This is a genomic window from Hydrogenivirga caldilitoris, assembly GCF_003664005.1.
GTDB classification, from domain to species: Bacteria; Aquificota; Aquificia; order Aquificales; family Aquificaceae; genus Hydrogenivirga; species Hydrogenivirga caldilitoris.
On record NZ_RCCJ01000001.1, the window covers coordinates 1,115,012 to 1,134,698 of the forward strand.

Annotated in this window: 26 protein-coding genes and 1 tRNA gene; 16 read left to right on the forward strand and 11 right to left on the reverse strand. The window is 46.5% G+C overall.

What is annotated here, in order from left to right:
* Positions 1–24 precede the first annotated feature (24 nt).
* From kdsA to metK, 4 genes are read left to right on the forward strand one after another with little or no spacing between them, the layout of a single operon-like run.
* On the forward strand, positions 25–825 hold the full coding sequence (gene kdsA / locus BCF55_RS06080; RefSeq protein ID WP_121011490.1) for a 3-deoxy-8-phosphooctulonate synthase: 801 nt from the start codon (positions 25–27) through the stop codon (positions 823–825).
* A 23-nt stretch (positions 826–848) separates the two neighbouring features.
* The gene (locus tag BCF55_RS06085; RefSeq protein WP_121011493.1) at positions 849–1,655 is read left to right on the forward strand and encodes a hypothetical protein; all 807 of its coding nucleotides are present in this window, start codon (positions 849–851) and stop codon (positions 1,653–1,655) included.
* 31 nt (positions 1,656–1,686) lie between these two features.
* Complete coding sequence (locus BCF55_RS09700) at positions 1,687–1,827, forward strand: hypothetical protein (protein WP_170144762.1); 141 nt, start codon at positions 1,687–1,689, stop codon at positions 1,825–1,827.
* 18 nt (positions 1,828–1,845) lie between these two features.
* A complete protein-coding gene (gene metK, locus BCF55_RS06095; protein ID WP_121011499.1) occupies positions 1,846–2,973 on the forward strand; it encodes a methionine adenosyltransferase in 1,128 nt (375 codons plus the stop codon).
* Here metK and BCF55_RS06100 read toward each other — a convergent pair.
* The 4 genes from BCF55_RS06100 to BCF55_RS06115 are packed head-to-tail and all read right to left on the reverse strand — an operon-like array spanning position 2,947 to position 5,382.
* Entirely contained in the window at positions 2,947–4,119 is a 1,173-nt protein-coding gene (locus BCF55_RS06100; RefSeq protein ID WP_121011502.1) for an ATP phosphoribosyltransferase regulatory subunit, read from the reverse strand. The genes metK and BCF55_RS06100 overlap by 27 nt on opposite strands.
* Complete coding sequence (locus BCF55_RS06105) at positions 4,116–4,613, reverse strand: LabA-like NYN domain-containing protein (protein ID WP_121011504.1); 498 nt, start codon at positions 4,611–4,613, stop codon at positions 4,116–4,118. Before BCF55_RS06105 ends, BCF55_RS06100 begins: the two co-directional genes overlap by 4 nt.
* The gene (locus BCF55_RS06110) at positions 4,610–4,810 is read right to left on the reverse strand and encodes a hypothetical protein (protein ID WP_121011507.1); all 201 of its coding nucleotides are present in this window, start codon (positions 4,808–4,810) and stop codon (positions 4,610–4,612) included. The genes BCF55_RS06105 and BCF55_RS06110 overlap by 4 nt, the downstream gene beginning before the upstream one ends.
* Positions 4,810–5,382: a nucleotide exchange factor GrpE gene (locus tag BCF55_RS06115; RefSeq protein ID WP_121011510.1), complete on the reverse strand. Its 573-nt coding sequence runs from the start codon at positions 5,380–5,382 to the stop codon at positions 4,810–4,812. Before BCF55_RS06115 ends, BCF55_RS06110 begins: the two co-directional genes overlap by 1 nt.
* Before the next feature lie 105 nt (positions 5,383–5,487).
* On the opposite strand from BCF55_RS06115, the gene BCF55_RS06120 reads away from it, so the two are divergent.
* The 3 genes from BCF55_RS06120 (at position 5,488) to BCF55_RS06130 (ending at position 7,770) form a co-directional block, all read left to right on the forward strand.
* On the forward strand, positions 5,488–6,756 hold the full coding sequence (locus BCF55_RS06120) for a nicotinate phosphoribosyltransferase (protein ID WP_121011513.1): 1,269 nt from the start codon (positions 5,488–5,490) through the stop codon (positions 6,754–6,756).
* Between the two features lie 3 nt (positions 6,757–6,759).
* Positions 6,760–6,833: transfer RNA gene (locus BCF55_RS06125), tRNA-Arg, on the forward strand.
* A 10-nt stretch (positions 6,834–6,843) separates the two neighbouring features.
* Positions 6,844–7,770 (forward strand): polyprenyl synthetase family protein, encoded by a 927-nt coding sequence (locus tag BCF55_RS06130; RefSeq protein ID WP_121011516.1) that lies wholly within the window; start codon positions 6,844–6,846, stop codon positions 7,768–7,770.
* Here BCF55_RS06130 and BCF55_RS06135 read toward each other — a convergent pair.
* Both BCF55_RS06135 and BCF55_RS06140 read right to left on the reverse strand, forming a co-directional pair.
* Complete coding sequence (locus tag BCF55_RS06135; protein WP_121011519.1) at positions 7,757–8,509, reverse strand: PP2C family protein-serine/threonine phosphatase; 753 nt, start codon at positions 8,507–8,509, stop codon at positions 7,757–7,759. The genes BCF55_RS06130 and BCF55_RS06135 overlap by 14 nt on opposite strands.
* The gene (locus tag BCF55_RS06140) at positions 8,506–8,931 is read right to left on the reverse strand and encodes a hypothetical protein (protein WP_121011522.1); all 426 of its coding nucleotides are present in this window, start codon (positions 8,929–8,931) and stop codon (positions 8,506–8,508) included. The genes BCF55_RS06135 and BCF55_RS06140 overlap by 4 nt, the downstream gene beginning before the upstream one ends.
* A 17-nt stretch (positions 8,932–8,948) precedes the next feature.
* Between BCF55_RS06140 and hisA the strand changes: the two genes are divergently transcribed.
* From hisA to corA, 3 genes are read left to right on the forward strand one after another with little or no spacing between them, the layout of a single operon-like run.
* Complete coding sequence (gene hisA / locus BCF55_RS06145; protein WP_121011525.1) at positions 8,949–9,656, forward strand: 1-(5-phosphoribosyl)-5-[(5-phosphoribosylamino)methylideneamino]imidazole-4-carboxamide isomerase; 708 nt, start codon at positions 8,949–8,951, stop codon at positions 9,654–9,656.
* Positions 9,657–9,669: 13 nt separating this feature from the next.
* The gene (locus BCF55_RS06150; RefSeq protein ID WP_121011528.1) at positions 9,670–9,876 is read left to right on the forward strand and encodes a hypothetical protein; all 207 of its coding nucleotides are present in this window, start codon (positions 9,670–9,672) and stop codon (positions 9,874–9,876) included.
* The gene (gene corA / locus BCF55_RS06155) at positions 9,873–10,922 is read left to right on the forward strand and encodes a magnesium/cobalt transporter CorA (protein WP_121011531.1); all 1,050 of its coding nucleotides are present in this window, start codon (positions 9,873–9,875) and stop codon (positions 10,920–10,922) included. The genes BCF55_RS06150 and corA overlap by 4 nt, the downstream gene beginning before the upstream one ends.
* On the opposite strand, the gene BCF55_RS06160 is transcribed toward corA, so the two are convergent.
* Positions 10,857–11,330, reverse strand: coding sequence for a phosphate-starvation-inducible PsiE family protein (locus tag BCF55_RS06160; protein WP_121011534.1), 474 nt, complete (start codon positions 11,328–11,330; stop codon positions 10,857–10,859). The two genes, corA and BCF55_RS06160, sit on opposite strands and share 66 nt — an antisense overlap.
* 53 nt (positions 11,331–11,383) lie before the next feature.
* Here BCF55_RS06160 and BCF55_RS06165 point away from each other — a divergent pair, with 53 nt between their 5' ends.
* Positions 11,384–12,070, forward strand: coding sequence for a response regulator transcription factor (locus tag BCF55_RS06165; RefSeq protein ID WP_170144763.1), 687 nt, complete (start codon positions 11,384–11,386; stop codon positions 12,068–12,070).
* Here the strand turns inward: BCF55_RS06165 and BCF55_RS06170 are convergent.
* On the reverse strand, positions 12,067–13,008 hold the full coding sequence (locus BCF55_RS06170) for a sensor histidine kinase (RefSeq protein WP_121011536.1): 942 nt from the start codon (positions 13,006–13,008) through the stop codon (positions 12,067–12,069). The two genes, BCF55_RS06165 and BCF55_RS06170, sit on opposite strands and share 4 nt — an antisense overlap.
* 94 nt (positions 13,009–13,102) lie before the next feature.
* Here BCF55_RS06170 and BCF55_RS06175 point away from each other — a divergent pair, with 94 nt between their 5' ends.
* Genes BCF55_RS06175 through BCF55_RS06195 form a run of 5 tightly spaced genes read left to right on the forward strand, consistent with a single transcriptional unit; the run spans position 13,103 to position 17,226 of the window.
* Positions 13,103–14,107: a PstS family phosphate ABC transporter substrate-binding protein gene (locus tag BCF55_RS06175; RefSeq protein WP_121011539.1), complete on the forward strand. Its 1,005-nt coding sequence runs from the start codon at positions 13,103–13,105 to the stop codon at positions 14,105–14,107.
* Positions 14,104–15,021 carry a phosphate ABC transporter permease subunit PstC gene (pstC, locus tag BCF55_RS06180; RefSeq protein WP_121011542.1) on the forward strand — a complete coding sequence of 306 codons (918 nt, stop codon included), beginning with the start codon at positions 14,104–14,106 and terminating at the stop codon, positions 15,019–15,021. Before BCF55_RS06175 ends, pstC begins: the two co-directional genes overlap by 4 nt.
* Positions 15,021–15,956 (forward strand): phosphate ABC transporter permease PstA, encoded by a 936-nt coding sequence (pstA, locus tag BCF55_RS06185; protein ID WP_211322883.1) that lies wholly within the window; start codon positions 15,021–15,023, stop codon positions 15,954–15,956. The genes pstC and pstA overlap by 1 nt, the downstream gene beginning before the upstream one ends.
* 41 nt (positions 15,957–15,997) lie before the next feature.
* Positions 15,998–16,768 carry a phosphate ABC transporter ATP-binding protein PstB gene (gene pstB, locus BCF55_RS06190; RefSeq protein WP_121013162.1) on the forward strand — a complete coding sequence of 257 codons (771 nt, stop codon included), beginning with the start codon at positions 15,998–16,000 and terminating at the stop codon, positions 16,766–16,768.
* Positions 16,769–16,770: 2 nt separating this feature from the next.
* Complete coding sequence (locus tag BCF55_RS06195; protein WP_121011545.1) at positions 16,771–17,226, forward strand: hypothetical protein; 456 nt, start codon at positions 16,771–16,773, stop codon at positions 17,224–17,226.
* Here the strand turns inward: BCF55_RS06195 and BCF55_RS06200 are convergent.
* From BCF55_RS06200 to BCF55_RS06210, 3 genes are read right to left on the reverse strand one after another with little or no spacing between them, the layout of a single operon-like run.
* On the reverse strand, positions 17,219–17,539 hold the full coding sequence (locus BCF55_RS06200) for a hypothetical protein (RefSeq protein ID WP_121011548.1): 321 nt from the start codon (positions 17,537–17,539) through the stop codon (positions 17,219–17,221). The two genes, BCF55_RS06195 and BCF55_RS06200, sit on opposite strands and share 8 nt — an antisense overlap.
* Positions 17,536–18,939: a cbb3-type cytochrome c oxidase subunit I gene (locus tag BCF55_RS06205; RefSeq protein ID WP_121011551.1), complete on the reverse strand. Its 1,404-nt coding sequence runs from the start codon at positions 18,937–18,939 to the stop codon at positions 17,536–17,538. The genes BCF55_RS06200 and BCF55_RS06205 overlap by 4 nt, the downstream gene beginning before the upstream one ends.
* A 14-nt stretch (positions 18,940–18,953) precedes the next feature.
* Positions 18,954–19,634 carry a c-type cytochrome gene (locus BCF55_RS06210; RefSeq protein WP_121011554.1) on the reverse strand — a complete coding sequence of 227 codons (681 nt, stop codon included), beginning with the start codon at positions 19,632–19,634 and terminating at the stop codon, positions 18,954–18,956.
* Positions 19,635–19,687: the final 53 nt, after the last annotated feature.

Consider the following 19,687-nt stretch of genomic DNA (forward strand, 5'->3'; position numbering starts at 1 on the left):
TAGTATTATATACGGAGGAGTGGTATGAAAAAGTTTACTATAATAGCGGGACCCTGCGCCATAGAGAGCGAAAAGACGGTTTTTCCCGTTGCCCAAAAGCTCAAAGAGCTTAGTGAGAAACTTCCAGAGGTGGACTTCGTGTTTAAGTCCTCTTTTGATAAAGCGAACAGGTCCTCTATAAACTCTTTTAGGGGGCACGGGCTTGAGTATGGACTCAATGTTTTACAGAAGGTTAAAGAGGAGCTTGGCCTAAAGGTAACTACTGACATACATGAGAGCTGGCAAGCGGAACCCGTAAGTCAAGTGGTGGACCTGATCCAGATACCCGCCTTTCTATGCAGACAGACGGATCTCCTGCTCGCCGCTGCGAAAACTGGAAAGGCTGTAAACGTGAAGAAAGGCCAGTTTTTAGCTCCCTGGGATGCTGAGAATATCGTAAAGAAGCTCCAGTTCGGAGGGGCAAAGGACATATTCATTACGGAGAGGGGGGTTTCCTTTGGATACAACAACCTGGTTGTTGATTTTAGAAGTCTCCCCATAATGTCAAAGTTTGCAAAGGTAATATTTGACGCCACCCATAGCGTACAGCTTCCAGGTGGGATGGGTGACAGGTCGGGCGGTCAGAGGGAGTTTGCCTTTCCCCTTATGAGAGCTGCAGTTGCGGTGGGATGTGACGGGATATTTATGGAAACGCACCCCAACCCGGAAGAAGCCCTATCCGATGGACCAAACCAGATACCTCTGAAAGACCTGGAGTACGTGATTGAGGCAGTGCTGGAGATAAGAGAGGTAGCTGTAAAGTACAGAGATGTGCTTGTAGGCTAAAAAAGTTTATATTGAAATCTCATATGGGAAACTTTAGTTTACCCTTTAACTTTGTGGACGTAGTTGATACCATTGAAGTTAGCAAGGAAGGGTGGGAGAGGCTTCTGTCAAGTCCAAGGGAATTCAAGATATACCTGGACAAATACCTCTGGCTTGCAGGAAGAACTCGCCGTGAAAGATTGATTCTTTCAGGTATAAGGTTGATGCCCTTCGGTCTGGGTAGAGAACCTATACTCATATCCCTGTGGAGAAGTGAATACCTGGGTTTCTATGAGGTGGAAGACCTGCTTAGAAAGGAAGGACCAAGAGCTCTCCTCAAAGTTGTAGAGGACCTACCCGAAAAAGTTGAGTTTGGACAGAGGGAGTTCAGGTACCTGTTAGTTCCCCCAGCGGAGGAGTTCACCAGGCTTACCTCATGGGTATTTAAACTCGGTAGAAAGGCTCCGGATATATTCGGCTGGCCTGAGGTAAAACACCCACCTCCCCAACAGGTGGAGAGAATCATAAAGAAAATGGAACTTGAAGGCATAAGACAACCTGAGAAGTATAAACCCCATCCCTCCTACAGACCTACAAACCTATCCTTCTTCCTGAAACTCTTCATCGTGGTATGGAGGAACGCCTTTCTTAAAGCCTACGGTCTGTCTATAAAGAAGGAAGGGGAAAGACTTATATATCTTGCGAGCCCTTATGAGGCAGAGGACTTACCCTTACCAACGCCCCTGAAGGAGATAGAGGGCATTGAGTTTACGAGCATAGGAAGTGGGGGTGTTGATAGGACTCTGGAGGAGGAAGCTACCGACCTCCTCTTTAACCTTGGCATCTGGTGACTATATTAAGAAAGGAAAGGAGGGTTTAGCTATGGAAGAGAAACCCAAGATAGAACCTACCGTTCCCGTTGAGCCTATAGACCCGGACGTGCATCCCGAATGGGAGCCAAGAAGACTCTGCCCTGACCAGAAGATAGACCATACAGTTCCAGATGAACCTACGGAGCCCTAATACTTTAAAATATTAAGCATGTACTCCCTCAGAATGGCAGAGTCGGTGACGGAAGGTCACCCTGACAAGATAGCCGACCAGATAGCGGACACTTTACTTGATGAGTTCCTCAAAAAGGACCCATACAGCAAGGTATCCCTTGAAATACTGGTCACCACAGGGCTCGTTATGGTAGGAGGCGAGCTCTCTACAGAAAGCTTTGTGGATATACCTAAGGTGGTCAGAGGTGTCGTAAAGGATATAGGTTACACAAAACCCGAGCTTGGTTTTGATGCGGACACATGCGCAGTAATAACATCTATAGATGAGCAGAGTCCAGAGATAGCCCTGGGTGTGTCTGGTGAGGGTGCAGGAGATACAGCCATAGTTGTTGGTTATGCAGTGAAGGAAGCTCCTAACCTTATGCCATGGGCTATAACCATTGCTCACAGGATAACCCGGAAGATATCAGAGCTTAGAAAAACTGGTAAGTGCCCATTTCTTAGACCTGACGGGAAGGTTCTGGTAAGCATGATATACGAAGACGGCAAACCCCAGTTCATCAAAGATATAGTAGCCTATGTGCACCATGACCCAGATATATCAATCCAGAATCTGCGAGAGCTTGTGATTGAAGAGGTTATAAGGAAGGAAGTTCCTTCTGAGCTCCTTGGGAACAGAACTAACATAAGGGTAAATCCAACGGGAAGATTCGTTATAGGAGGACCCGTTGCTGATACAGGACTGACAGGAAGGAAGATAGTTTCTGACGCATACGGGGATATAGGTTTTTCTGGAGGGAGTGCCTTTTCTGGCAAGGATCCCACAAAGACAGACAGGTCTGGCTCTTACATGGCAAGGATGATAGCCAAGCATATCGTCGCGGCGGGTTTGGCGGACAAATGTGTTGTTCAGATAGGGTACGCCTTTGGACTCACCGAGCCTGTGGCTTTTGATATAGAAACCTTTGGAACTGAGAAGGTGGATAAGGAGAGGATAGAGGATGCTGTTCTAAAGCTGTTCCCTTTGAAACCTTGCGACATAATAGAGCTCCTAGACCTAAGAAGACCTATATACAGGGACACTGCCTGTTATGGGCATTTCGGAAGGGAGAAGTTCCCCTGGGAGAGGCTTGATTACTTAGACAAGCTTAAGGAACTCCTCTAAGCTCACAAGGTAGTAGTCCTTTACCGTCGTGTATACCTTAACGTCCTTCTCGTCAGTTACAACCACGACCTTTTTGTATCCCTCGGAAAAAGCGTAATCTAAGGAATGCTCAAGGGCTCTCCTTACTATATCCCTACCAACCTTGTACCCCTTTGAACGTAGGAGTGAGGCTACTTTAAAACCGAACTTCTTTTTATGGGATAGGTCTATCACAAAGAAATCCTTCTCCTCAGGTTTGGGTTTTAACAGAGGGAGGAGTTTATCTATGTATACACTTCCACCTGTTGCAGGAAAACTCTCACCGTAAGCTTGGGATAGGGTATCGTATCTGCCACCCCCTGCTATGGGTGAGCCGATATTTGGATGAAAGAACTCAAAGACCACACCTGTGTAGTAAGGGAAATCTCTAACCTCAGAAAGGTCATAAATAAAATCAATCCCAGCTTCCTCCAGATGCCTGCCGAGCTCTTCAAGTTCAACCCTCTCCTCTTCAAGTCCCAGCTCCGACAAGACCCTCAAAGCCTCTTCCTTTCCTTGAATCAGCGGAAGCCGGGATATCAGCCCGTTGTCAAAAATCTCTCTTAAAAGGCTAAGGTTCCTCTCCCTAAAGGCTTCTCTCACCTCGTCCCTAAGTTCATCCTTCAGATTTTCCAAAAGCTTCCTGACTATGTTTACATGACCTATGGTTGCAACCACGCCCTTTATACCTAGGGTTTTTATATACTCCGCTGTTGCGGATATAACCTCGGCATCACCTTCAACATTTTTTACTCCTATAAGTTCAAGCCCTACCTGAAACCTCTCCCAGGTGTTGTTCTCTGAGGAGAAGAGAGTTCCAAAGTAGTAAAGCCTAAGGGGGAAGTGCCAGACCTTAAAGAAGCTAACGCTCCTCACAACTTGTGTAGTAAAATCTGACCTCAAGCCTATCAGCTCGCCCTCCTGTGTATCTTTAAAGACTATCGTCCCCGAAGATTTGCTCCCCAGGGCTTTCACGTGAACCTCATAGTGGTCAAAGGCAGGCAGTTTTATATAGTTATAGCCCCATCTTTCAAAAACCTCCATTGCGGTCAGTATGCTTCTCTTTATAAGGTTTGATTCAGGGACGGTAAGAATTCTCTCAAAGGGTAGGAGTGTAGGTTTTGTCATTTCACAGCTTCCTCCAGCTTTATCTCTTCTATTATGTCCCTTAACTCTATATATCTATCCGCTGCGTTAACCACCTCTATGGAAGAACTATCCCTGGTGGAAACACATACGACCTCTTTTCCAAAGGAGCGTAGAACGTTTATAAGCTTCTCAAAATCGCTGTCTCCGGAGCACAGGATAGCAACATCGTAGTTATCCTTAGTAAGGAGCATATCTATAGCCATTTCAACGTCAAGATTTCCCTTAAAGCTCCCATCCGGCAGGTGTTTTATCGGCTTTCTGACTACGGTTATACCACTGAAAGCCAACATCCTGTAAAACTTCTCTTGCTTTTCATCTTCCTCCCTGTAAGCCAGGTAAAAGAAGACGTTGTATATTGAGTAAAACCTCTTGAAATACTCCACAAATTTGACCAGGTCTATCTTCACATTCAGGTAGTTTCTCTGTATGAAGTACAGGTTTGTACCGTCTATGAATATACCTGCCCTCCTCATTTCTCTTCACCGACTGTGTACCATACCCTTATCCCCACAGAAACATGGGAATTTCTCTGCCAGAGGGTTTCAACATTTATAACCTTTACCCTGTTGAGTCTTATCCATTCATTTACCTGCTCCTCCAGAAGCTGTTCCATGCTTTCATCTTTAAAGGGTGCCAGCTTCCTGTGAAAGTCCTTAAACCTTATCTCCATCACGTTATCTCCTCTTCCGGCAGGGATACAACCACCTTTGCGGGTCTTATAACTTTCCCGTGAAGTTTGTAACCTTTCTGAAGAACCTTGACGACAGTGTTTGGTGGGTGTTCCTGAGCCTGGACGGTCTCAACCGCCTCTGCCAGGTAAGGGTCAAATTCTTTTCCTTGAATGTCTATCTCCTGAACATTGTACCTTTCAAGAATTCTTCTGAGCTCTGAATAAATCATTTCAACTCCTCTGAGCAAGGAGTCAAAGTCCTTCGTGGTAGCGGCAGCCGATAAAGCCCTTTCAAAGTTATCAAGCACATTGAGTATATCAAGGGTCAGAGCCTCATAACCAAACTTTCTCTGCTCCTCAATGTCCTTCCTGTACCTCTCTTTCAAGTACTCTATCTCTCTCTGGAGTTCCGCTGCCCTTATGTTTGAGTTCTTAGCTATGGTTTCAAGCTTCTTTACCTTTTCTTCCAGTTCTCTTATCCTGTTTTGGAGTTCTTCAACCTCTTCCTCTTCTTTCTTCAATTCTTCTTTAACCTCTTCAATTTCCTCTTTAAGCTCTTCCTTCCTTTCCATTCCTTACCTCCTGGTTCAATTCTAAGTATAAGGATAAGTTTAAGCTCAGCGATTTACAAGAGTTTGAGATGAGAGTGACGCCCTATACAGTTTAAAATAAGTCAAATGGAGAAACTGGGGCTCTGCACAGACCTGTACGAACTCACTATGGCTCAAAGCTACCTTGAACATGGAAAGACCGGCAATGCCGTCTTCAGCCTCTTTGTCAGAAAACTCCCGGAAGCGAGAAACTTTCTTGTATCCTGTGGACTGGAAACGCTCCTTGAACAGTTAGAGAGGTTTCGGTTCGGAGATGAAGAACTCAAATACCTCAAGAACCTGGGCAGGTTCTCCACAGACTTCCTTGACTATCTTAGGGACTATGAGTTCAGGGGAAACATATATGCGATACCTGAGGGAAGAATATTCTTCCAAAACGAGCCCATAGTTCAGTTTGAGGGGAGTCTCCCTGAAGTTCAGATACTTGAAACCCTGGTGATAAACATTATTCACTTCCAGACAGTTATAGCCTCAAAGGCTGTAAGAAGCTTCCTGGTTTCAAGGGGAAAAGCTCTGGTTGACTTTGGATTCAGGAGAGCCCACGGGCTTGAAGCGGGCATATACGCTGCAAGGGCTTCCTACATAAGCGGTTTTGCAGGGACATCTAACCTTGAAGCGGGAAGGAGGTTTGGCATACCTGTGTTCGGAACGGTTGCCCACTCCTACATAATGATCTTTGACCGGGAAGAAGAAGCCTTTAAGGCTTTCGCTGAAAGCTTCCCAAAGAACGCTGTCTTCCTCCTTGATACCTACGATACGATTGAAGCGGCAAAGAAAACCGTCCAACTCGCAAGGAAGGGGGTTCCCGTCGTGGGTGTGCGGCTTGACAGTGGGGATATAGAGTACCTTTCAAAGGAGGTGAGGAGAATCCTTGACGAAGGGGGACTAAAGGAGGTGAAGATAATAGTCAGCGGTGGTGTTGATGAGTACAGGATAGATAAGTGGCTCTCTAAGGGCTGTCCTATAGACGCCTTCGGGGTCGGAACCAAGTTCATAACCTCCGCAGATGCCCCATACCTTGACATGGCTTACAAACTGGTAGAGTACGAGGGCAAACCCAAGGTCAAGACAAGTCCAGGAAAAGCTACCTTCCCCTTTAAGAGACAGGTATACAGGTTTTACGGGGAAAAGGGGATGGAGCGGGATGAGGTTGTGATTTACGGAGAGGAGGCTGAAGGGGAAAGTCTCGTAGATAAGGTGATTGAGGGAGGATCTCTGAAGATAAAGCTACCGAGTTTGAACGAGATAAGAGAGAGGATGATGGAGGACATAGAAAGGCTACCCCCGGAGTTAAAGTCTTTAGAGAAACACGATTACAGGGTTATCATAAAATAATCAGTGCCCGTAGCTCAGATGGATAGAGCACGGGGCTCCGGACCCCGGGGTCGCGGGTTCAAGTCCCGCCGGGCACGTGAAAGGAAGATGCTGTTTCTGGAGAGTATAGAGAGAAGGCTTATTGAGGAGCTAAACCCAAAGGTACGGCTCGTTTTAGAAACCGGCAGATACCTTATAGAAGGCGGCGGGAAGAGGTTGAGACCACTTGTAACGGTCTTAGCCTGCGGTATGTGTGGGGGTGAACCCGAAAGAGCTCTCCCCTTAGGGGTAGGTCTTGAATACATACATGCTGCCTCGCTTCTTCACGATGACGTTGTAGATGGAGCTAAAAAGAGAAGAGGTAGGGAATCAGCAAACCTTATATTTGGAAACGAGGTGGCCGTTCTTACAGGAGACTACATGTATGCGAAAGCCCTTCACTTATTTTCAACTTACGGTACTATGGAGATGATAAAACTTGTCAGTCAGGCTGTTATGGACATGGCTGAAGCTCAGGTGCTTGAGTTGAGCAAGGTTGGTGAGCTTATAACGGAGGAGGAGTACTTTCAGATTATAGATGGAAAAACGGCAGTCCTGTTCGGGACATGTATGGCTGTCGGAGGTATGTCCGGAGGATGCGATAGTAAGGAAAAGCTCTACGAGGCTGGTTTGAGAATGGGGAGGGCATTTCAGCTCATTGACGACCTTCTGGACTACGCCGGAAATCCAGAAAAAACAGGCAAACCTGTGGGTAACGACCTCAGAGAGGGGAAAACCACCTATCCCCTACTATCTGTCCTAAAAGGTCTGGATGAAGATGAGGTCAGGAAAGTTTTAAGGGATACAAACCCATCACAAGAAGCTATAGATGACCTCAGAAGGGCGGTTCTAAGCCTTGGAGGCGACCTAAAAACTAAAGAAAGGGCAATACTGGAGCTTTCTGCAGCCAAGGACATACTGAGCGAGTTTCCGGACAACCCGTATAAGGAAGAACTTCTCAAAATCATGGACTTCGTAGCCTTCAGAGAACTTTAGCGAGAATAAAGCTTATATTATCACTCCCCCCACGGTAAGCTTTCTCAAAAAGACACACGGACCCTTCAAAGGTTGACATGCCCGTACAGAGACTCATATCACCTTCGTGGAGCTCTCCCCATAACCCGTCCGAGCATATAAGGAACAGGTCTCCGGGGTTTACGTCAACCTCATGAACGAACACTTCAAATTCCTCAAAGTACCCACCCGTAATAGCGGAGGTAAGGATGTTCCTGTAAGGATGATTTCTAATTTCCTCTTCGCCTATTATCCCCCCCTCATAGAGTTCGTAAGCCTCTGTATGGTCTCTTGTCAGTCTCTGGAGCTGTTCCCTCTTCCTATAAACCCTGCAATCTCCAACGTTGAAAACCACCGCTTTAGAGCTCTCAATAAAGATACCCGCAACGGCTGTACCCATACCCCTGCAGCGCCCATGGACTTCAACGTAGCTGTCAAGATGTCTTTTTGCTTTCTTTAAAAGTATCAGAAGCTCCTCCCTATCTGAAACATGAAAACCTCTGAGGTATTCAAGGGTGAGCCTGCTGGCTTCCTCACCACAGGGAAGACCTCCCATACCGTCCGCAACAGCTAAGGAAACTTGGCGTTCAACATGAAAGGTTTTCAGGACAGGCTTATCCAGGGACAGCCCACAGATAACTTCCTGGTCTATAAGCAAAGCATCTTCATTTTTGCTTCTTACCCTGCCCCTGTTTGTTAAATAGGAAACTTCCAGCCTCACTGTTGAAGCTCAAAGAGTCTCACCACAATTATATTTTTAAGCTTCTCAAACTGTTCGGGAGTAAGAGTCTCCCTTAAAAACCTGACACTTCTCGCGTTGAGCAGGGACATCTCCATTTTCACGGAAGCTATGTCAGCAAGCACTTCCCTGAGTTCCTTCTCATCACTTCCCTCAAGGATCATAAGTTTGGCTTTTCTGTTAAGGTACTCCAGTATCTTTGTGTTCCTTTCAGTTTCCTTCTCATTCTCCTTCACAAAGTTTTTTATCTTCTCCATCTGGGAGTTATCAAGTCCTATCTCATCTGCATATTTGAATACGAAGGGCATAAGGAACACCCTCTCTACAAGGTAATACTTACTCAAGCCTTCCTGAGAAAATGAGACTCCGATAAGAAGCATCAGCGAAAGCACCACTCTCTTCATACCGTAGAATATTATAGATGGACATAAAGAGCTTCGTTATCCCAGCTATAGATATAAAAGAGGGCAAAGTCATAAGGTTGTTCAGGGGTGAGTTTGATAAAGCCAAGGTGTATCCATACATTCCGGAGGAGCTTGCAGGAATTTTTGGTGCCGCAGGTTTCAAAAGGATACACCTGGTTGACCTTGACGGAGCTGAAGGCGGAAAGCCAAAGAATATCCAGCATATAAAAAGAGTCCGAGCCGTTTTTAACGGGGAGATAGAGTTCGGTGGAGGCGTAAGAAGCTACGGGCTTGCAAAAGCACTTTTTGATGAGGGGATAGACTACGTTGTAATAGGTACGCTTGCTCTGAAAGACCCTGATGAATTTGAGAGGATAATTTTAGACTTCCCCGGCAAGGTGATACTTTCCATAGATTCAAAGGAAGGAAAGGTGGCTGTCGGTGGGTGGAGAGAGGAGAGTTCCACAACCCCTGAAGAGCTCGCAAGTGCTTATGACAGCAAACCTATATGGGGCTACCTTTATACGATAATTGAGAGAGATGGAAGTCTTGAAGGCGTGGATGTTAAACCTTACAGGGAGATAAAATCGGTGGTTAAAAAGCCTGTCCTTGCATCCGGAGGCGTATCCTCTCTGGAGGACGTTGAAAAACTCTACGGTGTGGTTGATGGTGTGGTCGTAGGAAAGGCGATCTACGAGGGAAGGATCCCCGTAGAAGGGTTTTAGGAAAGGAGTGAGAATGCCCTACGTTTACAGGTTCAGACCCTGTCCCAATAAAAAGCAAGAAGAGCTCTTCAATAAACAGGTGAGACAATGCAGGGCAGCGTTAAATTCCTTGAAGGAAGGCTTCACCCGCCTTAAAAGGGTGGTAGGGGTGGACTGTTCCAAGCTCATACCTGTGGAGGGAATGCTTGTTCCCTGTGAAGAGGTGAGGAAGCCACAATGATATGGAAGAGGAGACTCTCTAAAAAGGTCGGTGTACCTCCTGGAACGCTGGTCTATACAGGTGAAAAGGAGGAAGAGTTTGAATTAAGCCTCATCACTTATTCTCCAGATAGTTACAGCGAGCGCAATCTTGAAAGGGTTGAGGAATTAATGCCCTTCAAAGACACCCAGACTGTAACGTGGATAAGGGTTGTGGGACTTCACAGGGTAGAGCAGATTGAGAAGCTCGGAGAGCTTTTTGGTATACACCCTCTGACCCTTGAGGACATTCTCAACGTACACCAGCGTCCGAAGATAGAGTTCTTTGAAGACTACATATTCGTCGTTATGAGGACACTCAGCTACGAGAAGGGTATGAAATCCGAGCAGATAAGTTTGGTCCTCGGGAGAAACTTCCTCATATCCTTCCAGGAGAGAAAGAGTGATATCTTCAAACCTGTAGAGACAAGGCTAAGGAATAACAAGGGGAGCATCAGAAAGAAAGGGGCTGACTACCTCCTTTACTCCTTCCTTGATATTGTGGTTGACAGCTACTTCGTCCTGCTTGAGACACTTGGAGAGGTCATTGATACCCTTGAAGATGAGGTCCTTTCTGAACCTTACCCACATATAGTTAAGGACATACACCTCCTTAAAAGAGACCTTAACTACGCCTTTAAGGTTTTCTGGACTACAAGAGATGAAATGAACAGGCTCCTGAGGGAGGATTCAAGCCTTATAAGGAAGAGGAGTCTTATATACTACAGGGACGTTTATGACCACATCATAAGGGTCATAGACATCACGGAAACTATGCGTGATACCGTGAGTGGGCTCCTTGACGTTTACTTTTCAAGCGTGAGTAACCGTATGAACGAGATAATGAAGGTTCTTACCATAATAGCCACGGTCTTTATACCTCTGACCTTCATAGCTGGCGTGTACGGTATGAACTTCAAGTACATGCCCGAACTTGAGTGGAAGTACGGATACCCGGCTGTTCTACTTTTTATGCTGCTCATAGGAATGGGGCTTCTTTTTTTCTTCCGCAGGAAGAGATGGCTGTAAAGAAAAACGTATGGTAATTAATCTGAGCAACCCAAGAGCCAGAATTATTCCTCCAAAGGTTAAAGCTGACTGAGTGGGAATCTCCTTGTTGGAGAAGGTAAGGACTATCAGCTCCCTTATGAAAAACACTATAGCTGTGTCAACCACGTAGGTTAGCTTTATCCTCTGAAGTTCAAAGGCACTGGTAAGGGTAACGAATATCTCATAGATAATCAAGATGTTTAAAAGCTTAACTACAAGCCTGTAAGTGAAGTCTGGAGTGCCGGGGAAGTTCTGGAGAGCCTGGAGTATAAAGCTCCCTATCTTCAACAACTCCAGGGCTATAACGAACCACATTAAAAGCTTCATCAGAAAGAAGAAAACCCTGTTTACATTTACAAAGAAAACGTCAGGTAAGCTCCTCTTCATGACGGTTTAACAGAATTTTAACAGAAGGTTTCTTTATTTTTATTTTAAAGGTTATGGAAGACAGGGAAATGAAAGTTTTCCTGATTGAGGATGATGAGGATATCGCCCTCGTTGTTCAGGAAGCCCTTAAGAGAGAGGGATTTGAGGTTACTCACTTCAAAAGAGCTTTAGAATTCTTCTCCCATATTGAGAAGGAAGTTCCGGACCTCGTGGTCATAGACATAATGCTCCCGGACTTTGACGGCTTCCGGATAGCGAGGTTTTTAAAGAACAGACCGGACTTTGCGGACATACCCGTTATCTTCCTGACCGCTAAGGTCTCCGAAAAGGACAAGCTGGAAGGCTTCGGGCTCGGAGCGGACGATTACATAACTAAACCCTTTTCCATAAAGGAGCTTGTAGCAAGGGTGAAGGCGGTTCTGAGGCGGGCAAAGGGGAAGAAGGATACCAAAGTCTTCAAGTTCGGCGGGCTTGAGGTGGACACGGAGAGGGTGAAGGTCACCGTTGAAGGTAAAGAGATAAAACTGACTCCTTCTGAGTTCAGTATCTTAAGGTTCTTGCTTGAGAACTACGGAAAGCCTGTGAGCAGAGAGAGAATAATAGAGGAGGTTTGGGGCTTTGATAGAGATTCAACCGACAGGACTGTGGACGTTCACATAAAGCACCTGAGGGATAAACTGGGGGAATACGGAAGGTTTATAAAGACAGTGAGGGGGTTTGGTTATAAGATTGAGGATTAACTCTCAGGTAAAGAAACCCTCACCTTAGTTCCCTTTCTCTCCTCGCTCTCTATTTCAAGTTCAGCTCCAAGGAAGTTTGCTATCTTCTTGCTTATCGCAAGCCCAAGACCCATACCCTTTTTATTTTTTCCTCCCACGAAGGGCTGGAATATCAGGGGCAGCTCCTCTTTGGATATCCCCTCTCCTGTGTCTTCAATTCTTACCTCAACCCCGTTAGGGGTTCTCTCAAGCTCAATAAGAACCTTTCCTCTCTCTCTGTTGTATCTGACGGCGTTCTCTATCAGGTTCTTGAGCAGAACGTATAGCTTCTCTCTATCGCTCTCAATCTCTACTTCTTCACCCTCTATCTCCACGCTCACCCCTCTGGTGTCTATCTCCTCTCTCAAGTCCTGAATCACGCTGGAAATCAGAGATTTCAGGGGAAGCCTTTCTCTGTTCAGCACAGCTCTGGTATCCAGCAGGACGAGAAACCTAAGAGCTTTTATAAGATTCTCTAAACCCTCCACACGCTTTAAAGCTTTCTCAACAAACTCCCTCTTCGGAGGTTCGTCCAGGAGTGCAGTCTCAAGGAGTCCCCTTATCGCGGTTATGGGCGTGCTAAGTTCGTGACTCACCGATGCGGCAAACTCCTTCTGGAGCTTTTCAAACCTGACGAGCTGTGTGATGTCCTCTATCTGGAAAGCCGGAATGTTCTCTAAAGGAACAGCTTTAAAGGTTCTTCCAGAAAGCTCAAAGTTCATAGGCTTTGCCTTACCCTCTAGAAGCTCCCGCACGAAACCTATGAGGTCAAGGCTTCTCATTACTTCATAGTACTTCCTTCCTGCGTAGTCTGGTGGGGTTATTCCTCTTTGGGTGCAGAATTCATTTGCATACTCTACAACTCCCTTTTTAGAGAGGATCACAACTCCTATTGAAACCTTATCCAGCACTTCCCTCATGACTTAAGGTAATAAAGATAAGCTTTAACAATTCCTTAACAATTCCTCCATAAAATTAGCTCAGTTATGAAACAAACTACAAGGAGGTGTTAAAATGAAAAAGGGAATGCTGAAGGCTGCCGTTCTCTCCGTAGGAACCGTTGCGCTGGTGTCCGCACCGGCAAAGGCGGTGCCCGTTATAAAGATTGACGGCTCTTCTACAGTTTACCCAATAACTGAGGGCGTAGCGGAGGAGTTTCAGAACGCCAAGAGGGGCAAGGTCAGAGTTACCGTAGGAATCTCTGGAACGGGAGGAGGTTTTAAGAAGTTCTGCAGGGGAGAGACTGATATATCTAACGCCTCAAGACCTATCCTTAAAAAGGAAATGGAAAAGTGTAAAGAGAACGGTATAGAGTACATTGAGCTTCCCGTTGCCTACGATGGTCTTGCGGTTGTCGTTAACCCTGAGAACAACTGGGCTAACTGTATGACTGTCCAGCAGCTTAGGGAGGTATGGAAGCCCGAATCTCAGGGTAAGACCTTCAAGTGGTCAGACCTAAATCCCAAATGGCCCAACGAACCTATCAAGCTATGCGGAGCGGGTTCAGACTCGGGGACCTTTGACTATTTCACGGAAGCTATCGTCGGAAAGGCAAAGGCAAGCAGAGGTGATTACACAGCCTCCGAAGATGATAACGTCCTGGTAAACTTTGTTTCCAGAGACAGGTACGCTCTCTGTTACTTTGGTCTTGCCTACGTTGTTGAAAACAAGGGAAAGGTTAAACCTGTTGCCATAAAGAATCCCAAAACCGGAAAGTGCGTATTGCCTTCAGAAAAAACGGTTAAAAGTGGTGAGTATCAGCCACTTTCAAGACCTCTCTTTATATACGTTAACGCCAAGAAAGCAAAGGAAAGACCTGAGCTTAAGGAGTTTGTTGAGTTTTACCTGAAGATAGCTCCTGAAATAGCCAAGGAGGTAGGCTACATACCCTTGCCAGAAAAGGCGTACGAGATGGCATTAGAGAGGTTCAGGAAGTTTGAGACGGGAACAGTTTTCGGAGGTCACCCAGAGGTAGGTCTTACGATAGAGGAACTCTTAACCAGAGAGCTTAAGAAATGAGGTTAGAGACGAAGAGGAGGCTGGACACTTTCCTTTACGCCTTTCTCTTCCTTATGGGTAGTGCCACCATACTGGTAACCTTAGGTATAATCTACGTTCTCCTAAGCGACGCCATAAGGTTCTTTACCCACCCCGATGGGGGTGGGTTTCCAAGTTCTCTAATAAGGTTCTTCACAGAAACCGAATGGTCTCCTACCTTCGTCACGAAAAAGATAGGCATATGGCCCCTGCTTTCTGGAACCTTTCTGATAGCAGGAATAGCCTTGCTTGTATCTTTACCCTTAGGTATTCTGATAGCGGTGTATCTGAGCGAGTATGCTTCTGTAAAGGTCAGAGAAACCGTAAAACCTTTCCTTGATTTCCTTGAAGCTGTCCCAACGGTAGTTTACGGATATTTTGCCCTCTTGCTTGTTACACCTTTACTTCAAAAATTACTGAGTCCTTTAGGTCTTACCCTTGAGGGCATGAATGCGCTGTCTCCGGGCATAGTCTTAGGTATCATGATACTTCCCTTCACCGCCTCTATGGTGGAGGATGCCCTCAAAGGGGTGCCCCAGTATCTGAGGGAGGCTTCCTATGCGCTGGGGGCTTCCAAACTGAAGACAGCTTTCTCAGTGGTTATACCCGCTGCCCGCTCCGGAATACTCGCCGCTTATCTACTCGGTGTATCAAGGGCTATAGGTGAAACGATGGTGGTTGCCATAGCCGCGGGTATGTATCCCCAGCTTACCTTAAACCCTCTTCAACCCGTTCAGACGATAACGGGATACATAGTGCAGGTAGCTCTGGGAGACCTGCCTTTTGGCTCCTTTGAATACCTATCCATATTTGCAGCTGGACTTACCCTGTTCGTTATTACACTTGTATTTAACTCTCTTGCCGTTTACGTGAAATCAAAGGTGGTAGGGTACTGATGGAACCGGTTGATGTAAGGCTGAGAGAAGAGATACTTAAGTTTGACGTGAACTCATACATATCTGGAGTTAAAAGGAAAGACCTTCTCTTTAGATTTCTCGGAGCCCTCGCGGTTTTCTTCGTTATAACGTTCCTCTTTGCGGTAGCTATAGACCTGCTTATAGACGGCTGGTCTAAGATCACAGACCCCAAGTTTTATACCTCCTTCCCCTCAAGGAAGGCTGAAAGGGCAGGCATCCTTTCGGCATGGGTCGGAACGATTTACGTGATGGGGGGAGCTATATTCTGGTCCATCCTATTGGGAATACCTGCAGGTATTTACCTTGAGGAGTACGGAAGCAAAGGTAAGATCGCAAGAATTATAGAGGCGAACATAGCAAACCTCGCTGCGGTTCCATCAATAGTTTACGGTCTCTTAGCTCTCGGAATATTCGTATACAGGCTCGGCTTCAGTGAAAGCATATTAACCGCTGGACTGACCCTAGGTCTTTTAATGCTCCCCGTTGTGGTAGTGGCAACGAGAGAATCTATAAGAAGGATACCCCGTTCCATAAGGGAAGCTGCTTACGCCTTAGGAGCAACCAGATGGGAAACGCTTTTTCATCATATACTTCCCTACTCTTCTGGAGGCATCCTGACTGGCGTGATAATAGCGGCTTCAAGGGCGGTGGGCGAAACTGCACCACTTATAACTATCGGAGCTCTCACCTACATAGCCTTTCTACCCCCAGCCCCATGGGAAGATTTTATAGGTATGCTCAAGTCTCCCTTTACCGTGTTGCCCATACAGATGTTCAACTGGGTATCCCGTCCGCAGGCTGAGTTCCACACAAATGCAGCAGCTACAGGCTTTGTCCTCCTTGTGGTAGCCCTTATCATGAATTCAGTAGCTTTCTATCTGAGATACAAAATAAGGAGGCGCTACGTTTGGTAGTACAGTCCGATAAGATATTTAAGGAGGAGAAGAAAGAGAGAATGGGCAAGGAGACTTTGAAGCTTGAGGTGAGAAACTTGAACTTTTACTACGGCAGCTTTCATGCCCTCAAGAACATAAACCTTCCCATATATGAAAAGAAGGTCACAGCCATAATAGGACCTTCAGGGTGTGGAAAAACAACCCTGCTCAGATGTTTCAACAGGATGCACGACCTCTATGAGGGGGCAAGATACGACGGTGAGGCTATACTTCATCCTGATGGCATAAACCTGATAAGCCCGAACGTTGATCCCCTCAAAGTCAGGATGAGGGTGGGGATGGTATTTCAGAAACCTAACCCCTTCCCAAAGTCTATATACGAAAACGTTGCCTACGGACTCAGGATAAGGGGGATAAAAAACAAAAATTTGCTGGACGAAGCGGTTGAGTTAGCCCTCAGAAGGGCAGCTCTCTGGGACGAAGTTAAAGATAGACTGCATATAAACGCCTACTCCCTATCGGGTGGACAGCAACAGAGACTCTGCATCGCAAGGGCTATAGCAGTTGAGCCTGAAATACTTCTCTTTGATGAACCGACCTCCGCCCTTGACCCAATATCAACCTCAAAGGTTGAAGACCTTATAGTTGAACTAAAAGAGAGAGTTACTATCATTATAGTCACCCACAACATGCAGCAGGCTGCAAGAATATCCGACTATACAGCCTTTATGTATATTGGAGAACTTGTGGAGTTTGGAGAAACTGAGAAGATATTCACGAAACCAAATGAGAAACTCACCGAGGACTACATAACCGGAAGGTTCGGCTGAGTATGAAAAGAGAGGAAAGGACAGAGTATATAGGGAAAACGTGGAACATCTTAAACTTGATATGGTTTGCAATGTTCTTTTCAGTCTTAGGGTACACTGTTTTAGGGCTTTTTCTGAAAGGTTACGTGGGCTTTGAGTTCGGAGAAGAATCCCTGAATAGACTGAGGACGCTTTTCTACCTCCTGAGTATAGGTACAATTACCTACTCGGTTTACGCAAGGAGAAGTTACCTAAGAAGGGCTGGGAAGGAGAAGAAATTAGAAAAGGCTCTTGAAGTTTACAGGATAGCGGTCATAGTCTCTTTAGCCATATCAGAGTTTATAGGTATATTCGGGTTTCTACTGCTCGTATTGGGAGACAGATTCTACGGCTTTCCTCTTCTGATAACCTCCGGACTCACGATGCTCTACCACAGACCTAAGAGGTCAGAGATACTTTCCCTTCAGTCTCTTAAGTAGTCTGGGAGCGTTTCCTTTCCTCCTCTTCAAACTTATGAATCCTGACCACAACCCACCACATACCGTGGGGTATCAGCAGGTAACCCAAAGTAGCAAAGGAAAGGAGTCCCTTCCAGAAGGAGCTGAAGACAGGACTTGAAACCATAACGTAAGCACAGTAGAGCATGAGCCCCATAAAGGCAAAAGCCACGTACTCGTACTTTCCGTCTCCCTTCAGTCTTTTGTAGGTATAGAAGAAAGTGTATCCACCCGCACCAAGGATGTAAAAGAAGCCGGCGGCGAGCAGCGCCACCACCTCATAAGGACTTATCATGCCGGTTTCACCTCCGCAACAGTTACCTTTTTACCTATCGTGGCAAGGTCATATAGGAGTACCAGATAGGATAGGAAGAATATAACCCCAAAGCCGAACCTCCAGAGGTAGGGTACGCTGACCCATGGGTGCATCTGGGCAGTTATGAAGTCCTGCCAGGTAGCACCGCCTACGGCTCTTTCAAAGAAGGTCTGGGCAAAGCCTGCCACCAACAGTGCACCAACCATTCCCACCATGGACACTATCATTCCTATATAAGCCACCTTCCAGGTCTTACTGTCAAGTATAGGACCTTCTGGGGCTCTTATGTGCTGGAGGGCTATATATATAAGGGCTACGTTCGTTGCAACGTAAGCTCCAAAGAAGGCAAGGTGCCCGTGGGAAGCTGACATTTGCGTTCCGTGGGAGTAGAGGTTTATCTGAGGGAGGGTGTGCATGAAACCCCATACGCCTGCTCCGAAGAAGTTCCCGAAAGCCTGAAGGAATATCCAGAAGAGGGCTGGTCTGTTGACTGTCTGGAGCTTGTGAACGCCAGCATCGTAAACGGCGTGGACTATCATGGCAACGAGAGGGAGGGGTTCCAAGGAAGAGAAGAAGCCGCCTATACCGAGCCAGTACTCGGGAGTTCCTATCCAGTAGTAGTGATGTCCAAGTCCTAAAATCCCTGTTCCAAAGACGAGGAGAACTTCAAGGTAAAGCCACCCCTCAACTATCCTTCTCGGAGTTCCCAAAACGGTCATTAGGGCGTAGCCCATAAGGACACCGACAAGAACCTCCCAGGTAGCCTCAACCCAGAGGTGAACAACCCACCACCACCAGAACTGATCATGAGTTATGTTCGGTGTGAAGAACATACCTGCCACGTACAGTCCGGCGAGGGCAAGGAGGTCTACAAGCAAGACGCCGAGAAGACCGGTTATCTTCCCCGCCTTGAGAACTGTAGCAGCCACGTTGAAGTATATTATGAGCATAACCGCGACTATACCAAGGTCTGCCCACCTCGGTGCTTCTATATACTCTCTCCCTTCCGTTATAAACCAGAGGGTAAAGATATCTCCCTTACCTATCTGCTTGAATAAGTAAACCAAAACAACGATGCCAACCGCTGCGGTCAGCAGGAACCAGGCGAGTTTACCGAGCTTAGCCCCCACAACGTCCCTGCCGGTTTCCGAGGGAAGGAGCCAGTATATACCGCCTATGAACCCCATCAGCAACCACACGACCATTGCGTTTATGTGAAGCATCCTGGTTACAGAGAAGGGAAGGATACCGTACAGGAAATCCGGGTTTATGTACTGGTAGGCGGCAATCAAGCCAAAGAAGAGCTGTGCCCCAAAGAGCACAATAGCCACGGAAAAGTAAAGGAGAGCTATCTTCTGACTTTCATAGAGTTTGCCCATCTTCAAACCTCCCTTTAATCAAGCTGGACAAGCTTTGAGTTCCCAAAGTGGTCAGGAAAACCGTTGGTATTTATGGCGGACATCCACTTCAGGTATGCAACCACTGCCTTAGCCTCATCCTCACTTAGATGGAGGTTTGGCATCCTCCTCGTCCAGGTAGCGTACCTGTCCGGGTGCATAAGAAACCTCACCATAGCTTCTTCTCTGGTTTTTGCTCCGGTCATCGGAATCATGATTTTCTCCCACTTGGGGTCAAGCCAAGCCTTCGTAAGGTCGGGAGCGTAGTAAGCTCCATTGCCCAAAAGGGTATGACAGTCCATACAGTTCCTGCTCTGTATAACGAGTTTTCCTTTAACAAGGAGGGCGGTAGCCTCCTCCTCACTGTAGGTTTTTCCAAAGAGGGGTTCATCACCCAGAATAACGGGAGTGAAGTAGCCCTTTTCAGCGTTCAGTTCATATCCTATCCTCTTGTTTATAACCGTGGGGTTTGGAACTCTGTCAGTTCCAACGGAAGTTTTGCTCAGGGTATCAAAGGTCAGAATCCATAAGAATACGAACATCACCAACGAGCCTATTATGGCAAATCTCTTCCAGAACACCGGGTCAAGCCAGCTTCTGCCTCTGGTAAGTATGGTGCCGCCAACAAGGGTGAGAAGTAAGGACGCTATGACTACTTCAAGCCATCCAAAATCCATCTCTCTTCCCTCCTGATATAAAAGTAAACACTTACTTTCAGATGTCAAGGGGT

Bases quoted from the DNA above. Each gene is read 5' to 3' on its own strand.
- BCF55_RS06140 (WP_121011522.1), bottom strand. From the start codon at position 8,931: ATGAAGAGAGTGGTGCTTTCGCTGATGCTTCTTATCGGAGTCTCATTT.
- BCF55_RS06200 (WP_121011548.1), bottom strand. From the start codon at position 17,539: ATGATAAGTCCTTATGAGGTGGTGGCGCTGCTCGCCGCCGGCTTCTTT.
- hisA (WP_121011525.1), top strand. From the start codon at position 8,949: ATGGACATAAAGAGCTTCGTTATCCCAGCTATAGATATAAAAGAGGGC.
- BCF55_RS06175 (WP_121011539.1), top strand. From the start codon at position 13,103: ATGAAAAAGGGAATGCTGAAGGCTGCCGTTCTCTCCGTAGGAACCGTT.
- BCF55_RS06115 (WP_121011510.1), bottom strand. From the start codon at position 5,382: ATGGAAAGGAAGGAAGAGCTTAAAGAGGAAATTGAAGAGGTTAAAGAA.
- BCF55_RS09700 (WP_170144762.1), top strand. From the start codon at position 1,687: ATGGAAGAGAAACCCAAGATAGAACCTACCGTTCCCGTTGAGCCTATA.
- BCF55_RS06195 (WP_121011545.1), top strand. From the start codon at position 16,771: ATGAAAAGAGAGGAAAGGACAGAGTATATAGGGAAAACGTGGAACATC.
- pstA (WP_211322883.1), top strand. From the start codon at position 15,021: ATGGAACCGGTTGATGTAAGGCTGAGAGAAGAGATACTTAAGTTTGAC.
- pstC (WP_121011542.1), top strand. From the start codon at position 14,104: ATGAGGTTAGAGACGAAGAGGAGGCTGGACACTTTCCTTTACGCCTTT.
- BCF55_RS06205 (WP_121011551.1), bottom strand. From the start codon at position 18,939: ATGGGCAAACTCTATGAAAGTCAGAAGATAGCTCTCCTTTACTTTTCC.
- metK (WP_121011499.1), top strand. From the start codon at position 1,846: ATGTACTCCCTCAGAATGGCAGAGTCGGTGACGGAAGGTCACCCTGAC.
- BCF55_RS06100 (WP_121011502.1), bottom strand. From the start codon at position 4,119: ATGACAAAACCTACACTCCTACCCTTTGAGAGAATTCTTACCGTCCCT.
- pstB (WP_121013162.1), top strand. From the start codon at position 15,998: ATGGGCAAGGAGACTTTGAAGCTTGAGGTGAGAAACTTGAACTTTTAC.
- BCF55_RS06150 (WP_121011528.1), top strand. From the start codon at position 9,670: ATGCCCTACGTTTACAGGTTCAGACCCTGTCCCAATAAAAAGCAAGAA.
- BCF55_RS06210 (WP_121011554.1), bottom strand. From the start codon at position 19,634: ATGGATTTTGGATGGCTTGAAGTAGTCATAGCGTCCTTACTTCTCACC.
- BCF55_RS06105 (WP_121011504.1), bottom strand. From the start codon at position 4,613: ATGAGGAGGGCAGGTATATTCATAGACGGTACAAACCTGTACTTCATA.
- BCF55_RS06085 (WP_121011493.1), top strand. From the start codon at position 849: ATGGGAAACTTTAGTTTACCCTTTAACTTTGTGGACGTAGTTGATACC.
- BCF55_RS06110 (WP_121011507.1), bottom strand. From the start codon at position 4,810: ATGGAGATAAGGTTTAAGGACTTTCACAGGAAGCTGGCACCCTTTAAA.
- BCF55_RS06165 (WP_170144763.1), top strand. From the start codon at position 11,384: ATGGAAGACAGGGAAATGAAAGTTTTCCTGATTGAGGATGATGAGGAT.
- BCF55_RS06170 (WP_121011536.1), bottom strand. From the start codon at position 13,008: ATGAGGGAAGTGCTGGATAAGGTTTCAATAGGAGTTGTGATCCTCTCT.
- BCF55_RS06130 (WP_121011516.1), top strand. From the start codon at position 6,844: ATGCTGTTTCTGGAGAGTATAGAGAGAAGGCTTATTGAGGAGCTAAAC.
- BCF55_RS06120 (WP_121011513.1), top strand. From the start codon at position 5,488: ATGGAGAAACTGGGGCTCTGCACAGACCTGTACGAACTCACTATGGCT.
- kdsA (WP_121011490.1), top strand. From the start codon at position 25: ATGAAAAAGTTTACTATAATAGCGGGACCCTGCGCCATAGAGAGCGAA.
- BCF55_RS06160 (WP_121011534.1), bottom strand. From the start codon at position 11,330: ATGAAGAGGAGCTTACCTGACGTTTTCTTTGTAAATGTAAACAGGGTT.
- corA (WP_121011531.1), top strand. From the start codon at position 9,873: ATGATATGGAAGAGGAGACTCTCTAAAAAGGTCGGTGTACCTCCTGGA.